The sequence below is a fragment of the Ruminococcus sp. 1001136sp1 genome (assembly GCF_039841815.1).
Lineage (GTDB): Bacteria > Bacillota > Clostridia > Lachnospirales > Lachnospiraceae > Blautia_A > Blautia_A faecis.
This window is the reverse complement of the sequence record NZ_JBDPGY010000004.1, coordinates 171453-188238: the sequence shown is the minus strand read 5'-3', so window position 1 is coordinate 188238 and position 16786 is coordinate 171453. Positions and strand designations below refer to the sequence as shown.

Annotated in this window: 19 protein-coding genes; 15 read left to right on the top strand and 4 right to left on the bottom strand. The window is 41.0% G+C overall.

Annotated features, from left to right (window positions below; all coding sequences use genetic code 11):
* Window positions 1-130: 130 nt before the first annotated feature.
* The 8 genes from ABHC48_RS05160 to ABHC48_RS05125 all read left to right on the top strand — a co-directional run bounded on the left by ABHC48_RS05160 (window position 131) and on the right by ABHC48_RS05125 (window position 7320).
* Window positions 131-1063, top strand: coding sequence for an AEC family transporter (locus ABHC48_RS05160; RefSeq protein WP_195699299.1), 933 nt, complete (start codon window positions 131-133; stop codon window positions 1061-1063).
* Between the two features lie 704 nt (window positions 1064-1767).
* Window positions 1768-2844: a M42 family peptidase gene (locus ABHC48_RS05155; RefSeq protein ID WP_195699298.1), complete on the top strand. Its 1077-nt coding sequence runs from the start codon at window positions 1768-1770 to the stop codon at window positions 2842-2844.
* Window positions 2845-3203: 359 nt separating this feature from the next.
* Window positions 3204-3872, top strand: coding sequence for a response regulator (locus ABHC48_RS05150; protein ID WP_272132920.1), 669 nt, complete (start codon window positions 3204-3206; stop codon window positions 3870-3872).
* 300 nt (window positions 3873-4172) lie between these two features.
* Window positions 4173-5495 (top strand): MATE family efflux transporter, encoded by a 1323-nt coding sequence (locus tag ABHC48_RS05145; RefSeq protein ID WP_195699297.1) that lies wholly within the window; start codon window positions 4173-4175, stop codon window positions 5493-5495.
* Window positions 5496-5611: 116 nt separating this feature from the next.
* On the top strand, window positions 5612-6298 hold the full coding sequence (locus ABHC48_RS05140; RefSeq protein WP_195699296.1) for an MBL fold metallo-hydrolase: 687 nt from the start codon (window positions 5612-5614) through the stop codon (window positions 6296-6298).
* Window positions 6295-6651: a VOC family protein gene (locus tag ABHC48_RS05135; protein WP_118577857.1), complete on the top strand. Its 357-nt coding sequence runs from the start codon at window positions 6295-6297 to the stop codon at window positions 6649-6651. Before ABHC48_RS05140 ends, ABHC48_RS05135 begins: the two co-directional genes overlap by 4 nt.
* 55 nt (window positions 6652-6706) lie before the next feature.
* Window positions 6707-7165, top strand: coding sequence for an Lrp/AsnC family transcriptional regulator (locus tag ABHC48_RS05130; RefSeq protein WP_195699295.1), 459 nt, complete (start codon window positions 6707-6709; stop codon window positions 7163-7165).
* 23 nt (window positions 7166-7188) lie between these two features.
* Entirely contained in the window at window positions 7189-7320 is a 132-nt protein-coding gene (locus ABHC48_RS05125) for a hypothetical protein (protein ID WP_264295735.1), read from the top strand.
* A 32-nt stretch (window positions 7321-7352) separates the two neighbouring features.
* On the opposite strand, the gene ABHC48_RS05120 is transcribed toward ABHC48_RS05125, so the two are convergent.
* Window positions 7353-7655 (bottom strand): substrate-binding domain-containing protein, encoded by a 303-nt coding sequence (locus tag ABHC48_RS05120; RefSeq protein ID WP_226841037.1) that lies wholly within the window; start codon window positions 7653-7655, stop codon window positions 7353-7355.
* 249 nt (window positions 7656-7904) lie between these two features.
* On the opposite strand from ABHC48_RS05120, the gene ABHC48_RS05115 reads away from it, so the two are divergent.
* The 7 genes from ABHC48_RS05115 to ABHC48_RS05085 all read left to right on the top strand — a co-directional run bounded on the left by ABHC48_RS05115 (window position 7905) and on the right by ABHC48_RS05085 (window position 13869).
* The gene (locus ABHC48_RS05115; RefSeq protein ID WP_195699294.1) at window positions 7905-9476 is read left to right on the top strand and encodes an AAA family ATPase; all 1572 of its coding nucleotides are present in this window, start codon (window positions 7905-7907) and stop codon (window positions 9474-9476) included.
* A 171-nt stretch (window positions 9477-9647) separates the two neighbouring features.
* Window positions 9648-10706: a Fic family protein gene (locus ABHC48_RS05110; RefSeq protein ID WP_173717194.1), complete on the top strand. Its 1059-nt coding sequence runs from the start codon at window positions 9648-9650 to the stop codon at window positions 10704-10706.
* 39 nt (window positions 10707-10745) lie between these two features.
* A complete protein-coding gene (locus ABHC48_RS05105; RefSeq protein ID WP_195699293.1) occupies window positions 10746-11144 on the top strand; it encodes a hypothetical protein in 399 nt (132 codons plus the stop codon).
* Between the two features lie 174 nt (window positions 11145-11318).
* Window positions 11319-11516: a hypothetical protein gene (locus ABHC48_RS05100; RefSeq protein ID WP_195699292.1), complete on the top strand. Its 198-nt coding sequence runs from the start codon at window positions 11319-11321 to the stop codon at window positions 11514-11516.
* Window positions 11517-11568: 52 nt separating this feature from the next.
* Entirely contained in the window at window positions 11569-11916 is a 348-nt protein-coding gene (locus ABHC48_RS05095) for an ATP-binding protein (protein ID WP_173717191.1), read from the top strand.
* Between the two features lie 28 nt (window positions 11917-11944).
* On the top strand, window positions 11945-12202 hold the full coding sequence (locus tag ABHC48_RS05090) for a restriction endonuclease (protein WP_173770566.1): 258 nt from the start codon (window positions 11945-11947) through the stop codon (window positions 12200-12202).
* 35 nt (window positions 12203-12237) lie between these two features.
* Entirely contained in the window at window positions 12238-13869 is a 1632-nt protein-coding gene (locus ABHC48_RS05085; protein WP_195699291.1) for an FMN-binding protein, read from the top strand.
* Window positions 13870-13943: 74 nt separating this feature from the next.
* On the opposite strand, the gene ABHC48_RS05080 is transcribed toward ABHC48_RS05085, so the two are convergent.
* Genes ABHC48_RS05080 through ABHC48_RS05070 form a run of 3 tightly spaced genes read right to left on the bottom strand, consistent with a single transcriptional unit; the run spans window position 13944 to window position 16774 of the window.
* Window positions 13944-15254: a diguanylate cyclase gene (locus ABHC48_RS05080; protein WP_334285691.1), complete on the bottom strand. Its 1311-nt coding sequence runs from the start codon at window positions 15252-15254 to the stop codon at window positions 13944-13946.
* Window positions 15247-15741, bottom strand: a complete 495-nt coding sequence (locus ABHC48_RS05075) for an HD domain-containing phosphohydrolase (RefSeq protein ID WP_272066996.1) — start codon at window positions 15739-15741, stop codon at window positions 15247-15249. Before ABHC48_RS05075 ends, ABHC48_RS05080 begins: the two co-directional genes overlap by 8 nt.
* On the bottom strand, window positions 15722-16774 hold the full coding sequence (locus ABHC48_RS05070) for a phosphohydrolase (protein ID WP_243284485.1): 1053 nt from the start codon (window positions 16772-16774) through the stop codon (window positions 15722-15724). Before ABHC48_RS05070 ends, ABHC48_RS05075 begins: the two co-directional genes overlap by 20 nt.
* Window positions 16775-16786 lie beyond the last annotated feature (12 nt).

The following is a 16786-nucleotide window of genomic DNA, read 5'->3' as shown; positions in this document are numbered from 1 at the left end:
AAACCAACTATGGAAGGGAGAGCTGTGGTATAAACAGCTTCCGTCACAGACAGCGTAGGAGACCTGCAAGTAGCTGGACAAAGCATGCTATAATTAAAAATAACAGACATCAGAAAAGAAGGGACAAAATATGCAAATCAGTTTATTACTAATGGAAGAGATTGCAAAGCTTTTTGCAATCATGCTTATGGGATATGCGGTTGTAAAAGCCGGCCTTATGAAGTCATCGGAGAGTAAAAGCATATCTGTAGTCATGGTTTATCTGGTTATTCCATGCGTAATTATCGACGCATTTCAGGTGGACTATACGCCAGATGTAAAAAAAAGACTGCTCCTGGCATGTGCGGCAGCAGTTCTGGTACATGTTTTATTTCTGATACTTACCACAATATTAAAACAAGTATTACAGCTGGATACGATTGAGCGTGCAACTGTTATTTATTCAAATGCCGGGATACTGGTAATTCCGCTGGTACAGGATTTGCTTGGACAGGAGTACGTTATTTATTCCAGTGCTTATATTGCGGTACAGCTGATTCTGATCTGGACACACTGCAAAAATATGCTTTGCGAAGAAGATAGATTAGAGTGGAAAAAAGTATTTCTGAACGTAAATATTATTTCAATCATAGTAGGAGTGATATTGTTTGTCTGCAGAATCCAGATGCCTTCGGGAGTGCAGGATGTCATGGATATGATGAATAATATGATTGGTCCGATCGGAATGCTGCTTGCCGGAATGGTTATTGCGGACGTACCTCTTAAGATTGTATTTACTAAAAAAAGAAACTATCTTTCAACAGTATTGCGATTGATTGTTTATCCAATATTTGTACTGATTCTAATGAAACTGATTCATACATTTGCAGGAATAAATGATTCCAAACAGATTCTCCTGACTGTATATATTGCATCCATAACACCTGCTTGTGCAACTGTGACATCCATGGCGCAACTATATGATAAAGATGCGGCATATGCGAGCTCATTGTATGTACTTACGACACTGCTGTCAATTGTGACCATGCCAGTGATGGTGGGAATGTATGAGATATTTGTGTGAGAGAATAGAAAGATTGAAGAAATGACACTGACTTCGGTTGGTGTCTTTTATTTTCATGGTCCAGTCATGTCCAGACTGATCGAATACTTTGTGAAGATCACGTTCCAGATGTTAAAGGCATTCTACATTGCAGAATACAAATCCATCATGATAATTGATAGACGAGAAAAAAGATATGGATCCGAGTATGCATGCTCATGCTGCCATTTCTGATTGTATATTTGGGGATAAAAGATGGACTGAGCCTAAAAAGCACATTATTTTATTTCCGAACAATATTGGACAAGTAATTATGAATTAGTGAAAGAAATGATGTCACAAGCGGAAATCCAATAAATGTCGTGTCAAGTCTATAGTATCTGACACAATAGGTTATAAAAAATCTGTAATAATGAGATAATTACACTCAATAACGCCGATACGGGATTATAATAAATCCTACTCGGCGTTATTGATTTTTGCATAGCATTCTTTGCGCTATAAGAAGTTCACGAAATTTACCACATCGAGTTGGATTTGTTGACAATCATATTGGCCTGGAATATACTTGGTTTATCAAGCGAGACTCGAAAAAATCTTTATTGTCAGAAAAAAGTCAATCCAAAAGGGGAACTGGAGATTATTGACAGTTAAATATAACATATAAAATCATATAAGTAGATGTTGAGCTCAAGAAGCTAAAACTTTCATAAAGAGGTGTCAGAATGGATAAAAAAACAACGTTGGAAATGATTGCAGCAATTTCAAATGCAAACGGTACATCAGGCTTCGAAGATGAAGTGGTTGCTGCAATTCGTCCTTATGCAGAAGGACTCGGAGAAATTACAGAAGATCGCATGCGCAACCTATATATCCGCCGTAAAGAAAATAACGGCAAACGTCCGGTTGTTCAGCTTGATGCACATAGTGATGAGGTTGGTTTTATGGTGCAGGCTATATGCCCGAACGGAACTCTCCGCATCATTCAGCTCGGAGGCTGGGTGAACCACAATATTCCGGCTCATAAAGTTTTGGTCCGTAACCGATTTGGAGAATATATTCCAGGTATTACTGCCAGCAAGCCTCCGCATTTCATGACAGAGCAGGAGCGTAAAGCACCTCTGGATATGAAAGATATCACGGTAGATGTTGGCGCTGTTTCTAAAGAAGAGGCGGTTGAAAAGTTCGGTATTCGTATCGGTGAACCGGTAGTGCCGGATGTGACATTTACATATTCAGAAACCACAGATCTGATGGTGGGCAAGAGCTTTGACTGTCGTCTGGGATGTGCGGCAATTCTTAAGACCATGCATACTCTGGCTGGTCAGGATTTGAATGTGGATATTGTTGGCGCTTGTGCAGCACAGGAAGAAGTTGGTGTACGTGGTGCCACTGTGACAGCACAGGTAATTAAGCCGGATATCGCAATTGTTTTTGAAGGCTGCCCGGCAGATGATACGTGCGTTGAGCAGTATATGGTTCAGACTGCTATTAAGCGTGGTCCGATGCTTCGTCACATTGATTCACGCATGATTACCAATCCACGTTACCAGAGATATGCGCTTGATCTGGCAGAAAAGCTTGGCATCCCGGTTCAGGATGCAGTTCGCAGTGCGGGTTCAACCAATGGTGCAGTTATACATCTGACTGAAAAAGCAGTTCCGGTCATTGTTATTGGTGTTCCGGTTCGCTATGCGCACACACATTACGGGATTTCAGCTTATGCTGATTTTGATAATGCGGTTAAGTTGGCATGCGAAATTCTTAAAAGACTTGACGAAGAGCAGATTATGAGTTTTTAAAAAAATATAATGCTGTGCTGAAAGCGACAGGTATAACGGCAACGGCCGGAAAAGGATATGCAAAGAAGCGCATCACAGCTATTTGAACTTTTATGTGACAAACGTAACTGTCTGTGATATTATGAAAGTGATATAAGCGGAAATGACTTTTGCAGAAACGAAAGTATCTTCAAATTTTATTTAAAAATATACTTCTTCTAATAGATTAGAAAGAAGTTATATAGATACGGAACGGTATGAGTACAAAGAACATTACCAGCGAACAGTAATGTAGGAGAACAGTTCGAACATATGTATCGGCTGTTCTCCTTTTGTTTTCAGGCATTAATGGGGGAATATTTTCTATATAAGCCCGGTTTATTTTTACCTGTGAAGATACAGGTATTGGCATGAGTGAGGAATATCTTCCACATATCTTTGAAGAATTTTCCAGAGAGCATACAACCACAGAGAACAAGGTCGCTGGTACAGGACTGGGCCTTCCTATTGTAAAATCCATGATTGAGCTGATGGGCGGAAGCATCCAGGTAGAAAGCACGCAAGGTGTCGGGACAAAATTCACGGTAGATATTTCTTTTGATATGGCATCAGAAGCGGATGTATATAGGGATCAGATATCTGAACAGCCAGATGTATTAGAAAAGCTGGAAGGAAAACGTATTCTTCTTGCAGAGGATAATGATCTGAATGCAGAGATCGCGATAGAACTGCTTGTGGAACAAAAGATCATTACAGACCGTGCGGAAGATGGAGCAGAGTGTCTGGATAAGCTGGAGAAAGCAGATTCCGGATATTATGATATGATTCTTATGGACATTCAGATGCCGGTGATGGATGGATATGATGCTGCAGCCAGGATACGCAGAATGAAAGATGAGAAGAAAGCCTCCATCCCCATTATTGCAATGACAGCAAACGCCTTCGCAGAGGACAGACAGAAGGCGATATCCATGGGAATGAATGATCATGTGGCAAAACCAATTGATATGAATGTACTTTTACCGGTGATAGCAAAATATATAAGGTGAAATATTGGTGTTACTGTTCACTGGTAACGTTCCGCGAGGTGTTTTTTGTGAACAAGGTTCACAGAAAACCCGAGAATCTCAGCGCGAAATCATGCGAATGCATGATTTCTGTGCATCGCGAAGTGAGTTACTGGTCACGGAGTGACCAGTAACTCAGAGTAAACGGCGACTTGACTTATTAGTTGCAACTACATATAATTGCTTCGGAACGTAACTTAAAACTTACATTTCGAATAAACAAATAAATTTTTATGAAGGGAAGAATAAATGAAATTATGAAACCTGTGGAGGCATATGATAATGTCAAAAGATGAATATTTAATCACAGATGCGCCGCTTAAAGCGCTGACGGTTTTTGCAGTGCCGATGATTCTCGGCAGCTTTTTTCAGCAAATATACAATATGGCTGACTCCATTATCGTCGGTCAGTTTGTGGGTTCCTCTGCACTTGCAGCTGTCGGTGCCTGTGCAGCGCTGACCAATGTTTTCATTTGTGTGGCACTGGGTGCCGGTGTGGGTGCCGGTGTGCTCGTGAGCCGTTATTTCGGTGCCAGGGAGTATGGAAAAATGAAAACCATCGTGTCAACGTCTTTGCTTAGCTTTTTAATTCTAAGCATAGTCCTTGGTATTTTTGGCTTTTGCTTTTCCCATTGGATGATGAGCACGTTACAAACCCCTGCCGATATACTGGACGATGCAGTGCTGTATTTGCGGGTCTATTTCGTGGGTTTTCCTTTTTTGTTTATGTACAACATTCTTTCAACGATGTTTACTTCCATAGGCGAATCAAAAATTCCACTGGGACTCCTGATATTTTCGTCAGTCTTAAATATTTTTATGGATCTCTGGATGGTGGCTGGTCTTGATCTCGGCGTGTTCGGTGCGGCGCTTGCAACCTTAATTGCACAAGGAATTTCCGCCGTGTTTTCGCTTCTGATTTTCTTATATCGGATGCGACGATATAAGAGCTCTTTTCAACGATTTGACTGGCGAGAGCTGCATTCCATGCTTCAGATTGCGGTTCCATCAGTTCTCCAGCAGTCTACAGTGTCTATTGGTATGATGATCGTGCAGGCAGTTGTAAATCCTTTCGGCACACAGGCACTTGCGGGATATGCGGCGACGATGCGTGTCGAGAATGTTTTTTCCCTGATTTTTGTATCTATCGGCAATGCAGTTTCGCCATATGTTTCACAGAATCTCGGCGCAAACAAACCCCAGCGTATCAAAAAAGGCTACCAGGCTGCATTGGTGCTGGATGTGTGCTTTGCAGCACTTGCTTTCATCGTTATTGAAACGCTGCATACGCAAATTTCCTCGCTGTTTCTTGGTAAGGACGGAACCGCTCTGGCCTATCAGGTATCCGGGGATTATATGAGATGGCTTGGTTATTTCTTCATTTTTATGGGAATCAAAATGGCAACCGATGGAGTCCTTCGTGGTCTGGGAATCATGCGCCCGTTCCTCATTGCAAATATGGTGAATTTGGCGATTCGCCTGTCTGTTGCTTTGATTTTTGCACCGCGTTTTGGCATTGAATTCGTCTGGCTTGCTGTACCAGCAGGTTGGTTTGCGAACTTTTTAATATCCTATGTGGCGCTCAGAAGATCATCAAGTCTATAGTATCTGGCTGTATTTTGCAGAAAGCTTTTTTTAAACATGCTATAAGAAAATGTTTTTCATTTGACGTGTTGCTTCAGAAATAGCTGAAAGAGAACGCGGGAAATGAAGGAGGTATCATGAAAGTTACTTACATTAACCACAGTGGGTTTTTAATTGAGACCAGAGACTGCTACTATATTTTTGATTATTATAAGGGTGAACTATCGAACCTTGACAAGGAAAAAGAAGTAATCGTTTTTTGCAGTCATTTCCACCAGGATCATTTTAACCCACAAATCTTTGGGATTCTTGAAGATATGGGGATGACTTATCAGGCAGTCCTGGCGAATGATATACGAAAAAGGAATCATTTATCGGATCTGAAGATCACATATGTTTATCATGATCAGACTTATAATCTGGATAATGGCACTGAAGTTGATACTTTGCTGTCTAACGATAGTGGTGTCGCATTCATTGTCAAAACAAAGGAAGGCACCATTTATCATGCCGGCGACTTAAACGACTGGTACTGGGATGGTGAGCTGAAAGCTGACAACCAGAGACTTACTTCTGCATATCGTGCAGAGATCAGGAAAATTAAGGGTATGCATTTTGATGCTGCATTTGTTCCCTTAGATCCGAGGCAGGGAGATCACTATGCCGACGGGATCCTGTATTTCCTTAAAAATGTAGATTGCAATGTCATTTTTCCAATGCATTACTGGAATGATGCCAGTGTAATTAAGCGGTTCATTACGGAATATCCGCAATATAAGTCACGCATTAAAAACACAGAATGTACAAAAGGAGAAGAAGTATGAAATTTAAGATGATTCACGAAAACTATAATGTGTCAGACCTGGACCAATCTATTAAATTTTACAACGAGGCCCTTGATCTGCACGAGGTGAGAAGAAAGACTACCGATGATTTTATCATCGTGTATCTGAGCAACGATGTAAGTGATTTTGAGCTGGAACTTACCTGGCTTAAGGATCATCCACAGCCATATAATCTGGGTGAATGCGAATTCCATCTGGCATTCCAGGCAGAGGATTACGAGGCAGCGCACAAGAAGCACAAAGAGATGGGGTGCATTTGCTTCGAAAATGAAGCAATGGGAATTTATTTCATCGTAGATCCAGATGGCTACTGGCTTGAGATTGTGCCGTAAAGCTGGTTGGGAAATCGAATAAAGCTGACGGATATTATTTTACAGGAGGGCACTTATGTACCTGGATAATTTAGATGAACTGGATCAGAAGATTATCCAGTTACTTATAGAAAATGCACGTATCTCCTACTCGGATATCGGTGAAGAAACCGGCATTTCCAGAGTGGCAGTAAAAGCCCGGATTCAGGCTATGGAGAAAAAGGGGATAATTGAAGAATATACAACAATAATAAATCCTCAAAAAATCAGTGGTGCTGTATCCAGTTATTTTGAAATTGAAATAAAACCAGAGCATTTGTCACAGGTGACGGATATCTTATACAAAGATGATACAGTCACACAGATTTACCGTGTCACAGGAAGAGACAAATTGCATGTACATGCTGTTGCTTCATCAAGTGATGAAATGGAGCACTTCCTGCACAACGTCATTGATACACTGCCCGGCATTATCAGCTGTAGCTGCAATACGATCTTATCACGGATTAAAGATATTAAAGGGTTACGGCTGTAGAGGTCAAATTGAGGTGGAGCATTATGGCTCCTTTTGAGGAGAAGGAGAAAAATTTTATTGTTATTATTTACAATTACAGTGTAGGTAAAATAAAAGGCAATGAACCAGAAATGGTTCATTGCCTTTTGTGCGGTATGGGTTATTTTAACTTTTAAAATATAATTTTGAAATTTTAAAACGAAAGATGTTATAAAAAATCAGAGTTTATTGTTCCGTTTAAAATTGTAAGTTCTTGTTCTTTGGAAACTGGAAAAATAATTTGCGGATGTCCGGAAGGAATAGATGTAGGAGCTTCAATATATTGAAGCAATAAATTTGCAGCCATTTCTCCAAGCTTCTCTTTCGGGTGGTTAATACTAGGAACTCGGGTTGAATCATACAATTTGGTTACATTGGAATTATCAAAGCTTATAACAGTTAAATCTTCTGGAACAGAAATGTTTTTTGAAGCAAGATAAGGAACTACATGGCAAGAATAGTGTGAAAGAATAATTGTAATATTGTTTTAATGTTTACGGCAACAAGATATCAGAAAAGATGGTGTAATTAAACTTTGCGAAATGAAGTTTATAGACGAATCCTTTCTCAAACACATTCTAAAAAGAGAATGGAGATCAAAGTGTGGCGCACATCTTGCGAAAATCCTTTTCAAACAGGCTCTAAGGTAGTCAAAAGCAAAAAAATGTTATATACTTACGCTATAAGAATATGGAAACGGATAAGGACACAGGAGGTAACCATGGGCAGATATCTGAATCCGGGAATGGAGAGCTTTGAAAAAAGCGTAAATTCTGAAATCTACGTAGATAAAACTGGTTTGGTCGGATACACGAATCGGGTAATGAATACAGTGCAGGGATATGTCTGCGTCAGCCGCCCGCGGAGGTTTGGAAAATCCATGGCTGCGAATATGCTTACGGCATATTACAGCAGAGGCTGTGATTCCAGAGAAATATTTTCCAAATTTGAAATATCCGAGAGTCCTGATTTTGAAAAGTACAGAAATAAGTATAATACCATTTTTTTGAATATGCAGGAGTTTCTGAGTAGAAGCGATAGTGTTGAAGCATTGGTTGACCGGGTAAAAAAACTTGTTTTGCGGGATCTGAAGCGAGAATATCCGGATGTGGATTATTTTGACGATACGGATCTGGTGGAATCCATGCAGGATATTTATGAGACTGAGAAGTGTCCATTTGTTGTTATTATAGATGAGTGGGACTGTATTTTCAGGGAGTTCAGGCAGAATAAGGAAGCACAGGAGAAATACCTGGATTTCCTGAGAGACTTGCTGAAAGATAAGGCATGTATTCACTTAGCGTATATGACGGGTATTTTGCCAATAAAGAAATATGGAACCCATTCTGCATTAAATATGTTTGATGAATTTTCCATGATAAATCCAGGCCCTCTTGCACCGTATGTGGGTTTTACTGAGGTGGAAGTGGAATATCTGTGCCATAAATACAGGATGGATATGGAAGAAGTAAAAGCCTGGTATGATGGATATTCATTTTTTATGGCGGCATCTGTTTATAGTCCGCGTTCTGTTGTAAACAGTATGCTCTTCGGAAAAATAGAGAATTACTGGAATCAGACGGAAACATTCGAGGCCCTGCAGGTTTATATTGATATGAATTTTGATGGCCTGAAGGATGATGTTTTGAGCATGATTGCAGGGGAAAGGATTCCGGTTAATACGGGAAGTTTTACCAACGATATGACAACCTTCCGAACAGAGGATGATGTATTGACATTGTTGATTCATCTGGGGTATCTGGCTTATGATTCGGAGAATAAGGTGGTGAAGATTCCGAATAATGAAGTGCGAAATGAGTATGTTAACAGTGTAGCTGCATCGGACTGGGGCGAGGTATCAATTGCGCTGAAGCAATCTGCTGACACGTTAAATGCAATCTGGCAGAGACGGCCACAACAGGTTGCGGAAGGAATACAACTGGCTCATTTTGAAACGTCTCATATTCAGTATAATGATGAAAATGCCTTGAGTTATACGATTTCTCTTGCTTTATATGCTGCAAGGAATTTTTATACAATGCACAGGGAATTGGCTGGCGGAAAGGGATTTGCGGATATTGTATTTATTCCACGTAAGAAATTTCAGGATAAACCGGCACTTGTGGTAGAGCTGAAATGGGACAAGAGTGCAGATGGGGCAATCAGCCAGATTAAAAGAAAAGAATATTGCAGAAGTCTGGAAGAATATGCTGGAAATGCACTTCTGGTTGGAGTGAATTATAATAAGAGAACGAAAGTACATGAATGCATGATTGAAGAGTATAAGCTTTAAATTAAATTCAGAGATGCATATGTGCACGAAAAGGTCTGTGGCGGGGCAGTGCAGTTGCTGAAAGGATAAGAAAAAAGGACAATAATATTATTATCCCAACATATTTGAATATCTCCCAAAAATGCACCAATATTGGGAGAAAGAAAAGAAGCTTGGGAGAAAGGAGTTGGAATGAGAGTATTTGATTATTCCAAACTTAAGGAAAGGACCTGGGATAATGAGATTCTGGCATATGTTGCACAAATCCATGAGTATAAAGGAAAACAAGATCTGTATCTAAGACAAAAGCCCGTTGAACTTAATCGCCTGATTGAAATTGCGAAAATACAGAGTACAGAAAGTTCGAATCAGATAGAAGGTATTGTGACAACAAATGCAAGATTAAAACAGCTTGTGGAAGATAAAACAACGCCCAGGAATAGAGATGAAGAAGAAATACTTGGATATCGTAATGTCCTAAATATTGTCCATGAAGCTTACGAAGCAATTCCTGTTCGAAGTAATTATATTTTGCAGCTTCACGGTGAGATGTTAAAACATACTGCATTTTCTTATGCTGGTAAATATAAGACCACTCCAAATGAGATTGATATGATGCTTGAAAATGGAGAGAAAGTGGTGTTGTTTAAGCCATTAGAACCTTACGAAACCCCAGATGCAGTAGAACGACTTTGCAATGAGTATAACAAAGCTATAGGGGATGGTATTGTAGATCCGCTCATTCTGATACCTAATTTTATATTAGATTTTCTATGTATTCATCCTTTCAATGACGGAAATGGACGAATGAGCAGACTATTAACATTATTGCTCCTATATCGAAGTGGATATATTGTTGGACAGTATATCAGTATAGAAAAAGCTATTGCGGATACAAAAGAAACATATTATGAAGTTTTGCAAAATGCGGATCAAAACTGGTATGAGGGAGAGAATGATCCCAAGCCATTTATTAAATATATGTTAGGAATTATTCTATCGTGCTATAGAGAGTTTGAGGCAAGAATAGTATTAGCTGAAAAAACAGGAAAAAAAAGCAAGGCATATGATGTTGTAAAGACATATTCAGAAAACACGCTCGGAAAGTTTTCGAAACATGATGCACTGGTTGCATGTCCTAGTCTTGGAAGTTCCTCAGTAGAATCAGCATTAAAAAAACTGGTTGATGAGGGTGCTATAATACGAACTGGCGCAGGACGCAAAACAATGTATATGAAGAAAAGAGAGTAATTATTACCAGCTGCAGAAAAAAATGGAGACTACATTGCGATGATGGCCAAAAAGCTTCCTACAGACTCTGATTACGCCAATTCCAATAAGAATCTGGAAGCAGAAGATTATGAAGTAGACTATGCGATCACACACACCTGCCCATTATACCGAGTGAAAACGCTTGGCTGCTACCACGTAGCCAGGGAAGAAGAACCCCTTCAGAACTATTTTCAATGGGTATGTGACAAGTTGAACCAGACTAATGAGATGCTTGCAGATGGCAGCGGCGACAAGAAGGGCAGATCTTTCAAACACTGGTATTTCGGTCACTGGCACACCGACTGGAACAAAAACTGGCTTGAGCTTATGCACATGGAAGAATTGCCCCAAAAGTGCAGGGCAATTTACCTGGATGTAGAGGATATGGAAACTGGCGAACATATTTTCTTAAAATAATATGGAAAATCGATTGAAAATATCACAGAATAAAATATACTATTTATAAGTATACTACTGCAAGCAGTATATTTTGTTTACGGCGCTTATGATTTGACAACGAGGAGGCTGCTTAAGAGAATTTGCCGGCAGACATAAAGCCCTGTTTTTTTCTGCACAGAGAAGAATGATTCTTTGAATCTTCTGGACTTTTCCAAGATGGTGCAAACATTTTTCGAAGGCTCTTTTATATCTTCTTTTCAAAATTGGGAAGCTGCATTTGAATATATTACAGGAAAAATTTCAGACGAAAAATTGGTATTGATTATTGATGAGTTTCCTTTTCTGGCAGAATCGAATCCTTCAATGACATCTGGAGGCGTTTTCCTCTGAGATTTCACTGGAGGAAAATATAAAAAATAATCTGCTTACGGAAGGGACTTTTTTGAATGATGAACCCCAGACACTTTTGAGGATTGAATTGAGAGAGCCTTCGGTATACAATTCCATTTTAGAGGCGATTTCCAATGGATGTAATAAGATTCGTGAGATTGCAGATCGAATTCATGAAGAGAAAAGCAAGTGCAGCAAATATATGCTTACATTGCAGACTCTGCGATTAATTGAGAAGTGTGTTCCCTGTACCGAGCCAGAAACAAGTAAAAAAGGGATTTATGAGATAACAGATAATTATTATAAGTTCTGGTACAGATTCCTTTTTACAAATCAGAATTATTATTCCATGCTGGGCCTGGAGCTTTCCTGCGAAGAAACTTCCGTTTATTCCATATAAAATGGGAAAATGGTGGGGGAATAATCTATTGATAAAAGCGCAGGATGATGTTGATATACTTGCGTTTGATAAAACGGGAAAGAAAGTGTTGCTCTGTGAATGTAAGTTTCGAAATAAACCAATGCCTATGGAAGAGTATGATGACCTGGTTATGGCTGCAGAAATGTTTAAAAATGCAGAGGAAAAGTATCTTATGTTTTTCAGCAAATCTGGTTTCACAGAGTCAGTAAAGGAAAGGGCGGCGCGAGAAAATGCGGTGCTGCTTACAATCGAAGACTTGTATTAGAGTCTTTTTCAGACCCGCTCTAAGGAGTATAAAGAATGAACAGAAAAAACTTTCTGAAAAATAAGAAAATCAACTGGATCAAAGTGGTTATCCAGATATTGTCCTTCGCTTTAATTCCGGGCTTATTTGAAGGGGAATTCGCAGCTGTGGGAAATATTGTTTCCTGCATATACAAGGGAAATATTTCATGGGAAAGTGTGAAGTATTCGGTATGGATGCTGTTGGCAACTGTGCCGGCAACAGTACTTGTGGGAAGGTTTTTCTGTGGATTTTTCTGCAGTTTTGGAGCAGTGCAGGATTTGCTATGGCTTGGATCACACAGATTGCGGGCATTATTTCCGGGAAAAAGAAACCTGAAAAAGGCTGACCGGATATTCAGATTTGCCAAGTATGCAGTGCTTTTTTACTTTATAATATTCATATGGAGTGGTGTAACAGCTGTGAAAACAGCCGGCCCGTGGCAGGTGTTTGGGCAGTATGTTTCATTTGGACACTGGCCAGGATTGAAGCCTTTGCTTTCAGTTGGAGGAGTTCTGCTTCTTTTAATCTTTATTGGCTCACTGTTTGTACAGAGATTTTTTTGCAGATATTTTTGCCCTATGGGAGCAATTTATTCACTGATTTCACAGACATCTTTCCTGAAAATTGATAAGCCGCGGGAAGAGTGCGGAAAGTGTCATTTATGTACCTCGAAATGCACCATGGGGATGGATCTTACGAAGAAAGACAGGATTGCCGGAGGAGAATGTATCAGCTGTCAGAAGTGTGTAAGCTGGTGTCCGAAAGGGAATGCGCACTTTAGAAGCAGATATGGAGTGCTGATCGGAGTGGGCGTTACCTGTGCTACCATCATGGTGTCACAGCTCCTTATAGCAGGAAATCTGGCTAAAGAGAAAACGGCAGATTCAGTGAAAAAAACCGCAGAAAATGATGCTGGAGGTAACTTTCAGAATGGTATTTACACAGGAACCGGTGAGGGCTACAGAGGCAAGGTGACGGTTACGGTAAAGGTTGCCGATGGGAAGATAACGGAGCTTGTACTGGATGATTATGCAGATGGTAAGTCTTATATGGAGAGAGCGAAAAACAGGATTTTCCAGGAGATGATCAGCAGGCAGAATACAGATGTAGATGCAGTTTCCGGAGCGACTTACAGCAGTAACGGCTTGATTGAAGCTGTGAATAAAGCACTGGGAAATGACGAAGGTGAAGGGAAGAAACCTGAACAGGAAGAATCTGAAGATAAGCAATCCTTTATAGAGGCTGGACGTTTTCAGAATCTGACAGATGGCATTTATACCGGCTCGGCCGATGCATTTCGAGGGGATGTGGAGGTTCAGGTTACAGTTGAAAAACAGAAGGTAACGGATATTTCCATTCTTTCCTATTGTGATACAGAGGAATACTTTTTCAGGGCAGCACCAGCTGTAATCGAACAGATGAAGGCTGAGCAGAGTCTGAATGTAGATGCAGTAAGTGGAGCAACCTACAGCAGCAATGGGGTTATTCATGCAGTGGCAAATGCGTTGGAGATTCCGGAGGATCAGTATGCACCAAGACCTGGCAGGAATCTGACTGCAAAGAAAAAGAACCATGGGCATATTGTGAAGCATGAGATAACAAGTCAGGAAGAGTATGAGGAAAAAGTAGAGAAATATTCAAAGTGATATGGTCATCCCCCAAAAATAAAAGCTTCTGAATCAGACACAGGACTGAAAAATCCTGTATCTGTCAGAAGCTTTTATTTTTGATTTGTATCCATATTATTTTCTGCCATAGACAGATATTTATATGTGGGCAGAAAGTTAGTGCTTTTTGCCTTTCTATAGTATTGCATAAAAATACGTTCCATAATATTGGGAATCTGAGATTCAACCGGTTGAAACAGGATGATCAGATACTGCATGGAACTGTATCTGGTACAGATATCCACACGCCGGATGGTGTTTTGGATAGCCTGTTCCATATGGGAAAGTGTCTGCTCAATTTCTTCAATATGAGCGGGAGTGTCCGAAGTGGCTTCCAGTGTGAGCATTACCAGGTAGCAGCGGCCTCCGCTTCGGATAATGAGCTGTTGCATATATTCATACTGCCTGGAAAAATCCCGGTAATTCAGTTCAAGAGCACCTGCATAGCTGCCACTTTTGCGAAGCGCGTCTGCCACCTGCTGAAGATCCCTGGCAGTACCTGGTGAATCGGAAGAGGAATGACTGATCTGATGATAAAAGGAAAAGTGATTTTTACCATTTTGCTTTACATTGTATAATGCCTTATCTGCTTTGGAATAACAGTCTGCAAAGGTATCGCTGGTAGTGCACATATACAAACCGGCAGACAGAGCAGCATCTTTGATTTCAGGATCAGCTTCTGCGATGGAATGGAAGTGGTGGAAAAGCCGTGTCGTTAGTTTCGACACATTTTCAGCACTTATGTCTGGCAGAAACAGAAGAAATTCATCTCCACCAAGACGACAGGCAATACCGTTGGCTGTATAGCGTGAAAGCAGGGTTCCCAGATTCCTTAAGGCGCGGTCACCGGCCATGTGTCCATAAACGTCATTGATTTTTTTCAGATTATCCATATCAAGGAAAATAAGACAGCCGTTATGTTCCTGCATGAATTCTGCAATAAGCCGCTCTCCAAGGCTTCTCATAGGAAGACCGGTCAGGAAATCATAATTCTTTGAATCCTCCTGGTTCTTTATGGTGCTGACTACTTCTGAAATGAATTTGTTAATGGTGTGGTCAGCCTCTGGTGGAGCTGTTATTTCCTGTGTGCGGATATTGTGGAGAACAACACGCTTTTCATCTAATAGCTTTAAAAATACATCTGTAATTTCCGGGTCAAACTGCTTTCCGCGGTTCTTACTGATTTCCTCCCGGATCATTTCCGGAGGAAGTGCATTTCGGTAAATTCTGCGGGAATTCATGGCATCATAGCTGTCTGCCATTGCGGTGATGCGTGCATGAATGGGAATTTCGACACCGGAAAGCCCGTCTGGATATCCATTTCCATCATACCGTTCGTGATGATTTCTGGCCACTTCAACAATATGAGGGACAAAGGTAATATCCTTCAGTATTTCTGCACCGATGACGGTATGTTTTTTTTATCAGATTATACTCGTCATCTGTAAGTCTGGAGGGCTTGTTTAAGATCAGATCCGGAATACCAATTTTTCCAATATCGTGAAGGTAAGCGGCGTGCTTTAACTGCTGGATTTCCTCTGAAGACCATCCAAGCTCGGCTGCAATAAGTGCGGCATATTCTGCAACCCGGTAGGAATGTCCGCGGGTGTACTCGTCCTTGGCCTCGATAGTGGTGGACAAAGTCTGCATCATTTGCAGAGAAAGGATCTCTGTCTGCTTCTGTTTGCGTTCCAGTTCCTGTTGCTGGCGCTCATTCTCTATACGCTGGATGCTTCGAAGAGTCCGGACAATGTTGACAAACAGCAGAATGAGCATTCCAATGCCGATAAAAAGACCGGACAGGGATGTGACAAAATATACAGAGATACATTCAGCAGCAACGCAAAGCAAAATGAGCAAATGAGCCAGGAGCAGAAGATGGTCTGAGGCTTTTTTTTCTGTTTCGGATGTAGAGGCAAAGATGGATAAACACCATCAGGAAAGTACCTATCAGTATGATCTGCCCCAGGGGGAGGGTTTCAATGTAGTCTGCAATATTTGCTATGGCCAGAATAGAGCAGACTGTAAAATTCAGCAGGGAGATTCCGATTACAATATGATAAAGCCTGCGGTGAAGTCCGTGCTGTACATTGTCTGCATAAAGCAGAAGGGGAATCGGTCCAAGGAGAATCATAACGAAGCACAAGGAAGCCAGGGCAGATGAGTTTGGAATCAGCAGCTGGCGGATTTTGGACTCGCCCAGCATCCAGGTTGCTCCCATTATCATGCACCAGCCAAGATATTCCATGTCAAAGCTTGTGTGGTACACAAAACCAAGGGTAAGGCTGAAAAGAATGGTGGTCAGTCCTGCAAACAGGGTGAAAAATGCGATGTAAGTGGCCAGTCCGTAATGGTTAAAGATCAACTGCCAGATGTCCGCTTTATCTCCGCAAAAAATCTGGTTCACAACACCGGAATAGTTGGAGGTGTAGGTGGTCAGTTCAATGCGGAGCTCCTTTCCGGCATCTTCATGGGAGGTGGAGCAGAAAATGAAACGGCTGGCGGAATTTTTCCCAATCAGACGGGTTTTACTGGTGCTGTACTGTTCTCTTAAGGTGCCGTTTATGTATATGTTTACGTCCTGCAGGGAGGAACGAATCGCTATAGATGAGGCATCAAAATCTGACGGAAGGGTAGATGTGATGACCATGGTTTCGCCTGCGGGAACATCATAGGAACCGGGAACTGTGATTTCTTCAGTGGTGCCGTCAGATTTTTCCCAGGTAAAGGTTCCGGGATAGAGGAGGGACGGAGAGTTTTCGCTGACAGTTCTTTCATCAACACCGAAAAACTGCATGAAAATGAACCATCCAAGAATGGCGAGCATCAGAAAATAGAAAATGTATCTTGGTCCCTGGCGGGCAGGGAATTTCTCCTTGGTCATGGTAATCTCCTT

What these genes read in the sequence shown, in the direction of transcription:
- ABHC48_RS05140 (WP_195699296.1), top strand. Translation starts at nt 5,612, where the DNA reads ATGAAAGTTACTTACATTAACCACAGTGGGTTTTTAATTGAGACCAGA.
- ABHC48_RS05130 (WP_195699295.1), top strand. Translation starts at nt 6,707, where the DNA reads ATGTACCTGGATAATTTAGATGAACTGGATCAGAAGATTATCCAGTTA.
- ABHC48_RS05085 (WP_195699291.1), top strand. Translation starts at nt 12,238, where the DNA reads ATGAACAGAAAAAACTTTCTGAAAAATAAGAAAATCAACTGGATCAAA.
- ABHC48_RS05105 (WP_195699293.1), top strand. Translation starts at nt 10,746, where the DNA reads ATGATGGCCAAAAAGCTTCCTACAGACTCTGATTACGCCAATTCCAAT.
- ABHC48_RS05115 (WP_195699294.1), top strand. Translation starts at nt 7,905, where the DNA reads ATGGGCAGATATCTGAATCCGGGAATGGAGAGCTTTGAAAAAAGCGTA.
- ABHC48_RS05125 (WP_264295735.1), top strand. Translation starts at nt 7,189, where the DNA reads ATGGCTCCTTTTGAGGAGAAGGAGAAAAATTTTATTGTTATTATTTAC.
- ABHC48_RS05160 (WP_195699299.1), top strand. Translation starts at nt 131, where the DNA reads ATGCAAATCAGTTTATTACTAATGGAAGAGATTGCAAAGCTTTTTGCA.
- ABHC48_RS05110 (WP_173717194.1), top strand. Translation starts at nt 9,648, where the DNA reads ATGAGAGTATTTGATTATTCCAAACTTAAGGAAAGGACCTGGGATAAT.
- ABHC48_RS05155 (WP_195699298.1), top strand. Translation starts at nt 1,768, where the DNA reads ATGGATAAAAAAACAACGTTGGAAATGATTGCAGCAATTTCAAATGCA.
- ABHC48_RS05070 (WP_243284485.1), bottom strand. Translation starts at nt 16,774, where the DNA reads ATGACCAAGGAGAAATTCCCTGCCCGCCAGGGACCAAGATACATTTTC.
- ABHC48_RS05145 (WP_195699297.1), top strand. Translation starts at nt 4,173, where the DNA reads ATGTCAAAAGATGAATATTTAATCACAGATGCGCCGCTTAAAGCGCTG.
- ABHC48_RS05135 (WP_118577857.1), top strand. Translation starts at nt 6,295, where the DNA reads ATGAAATTTAAGATGATTCACGAAAACTATAATGTGTCAGACCTGGAC.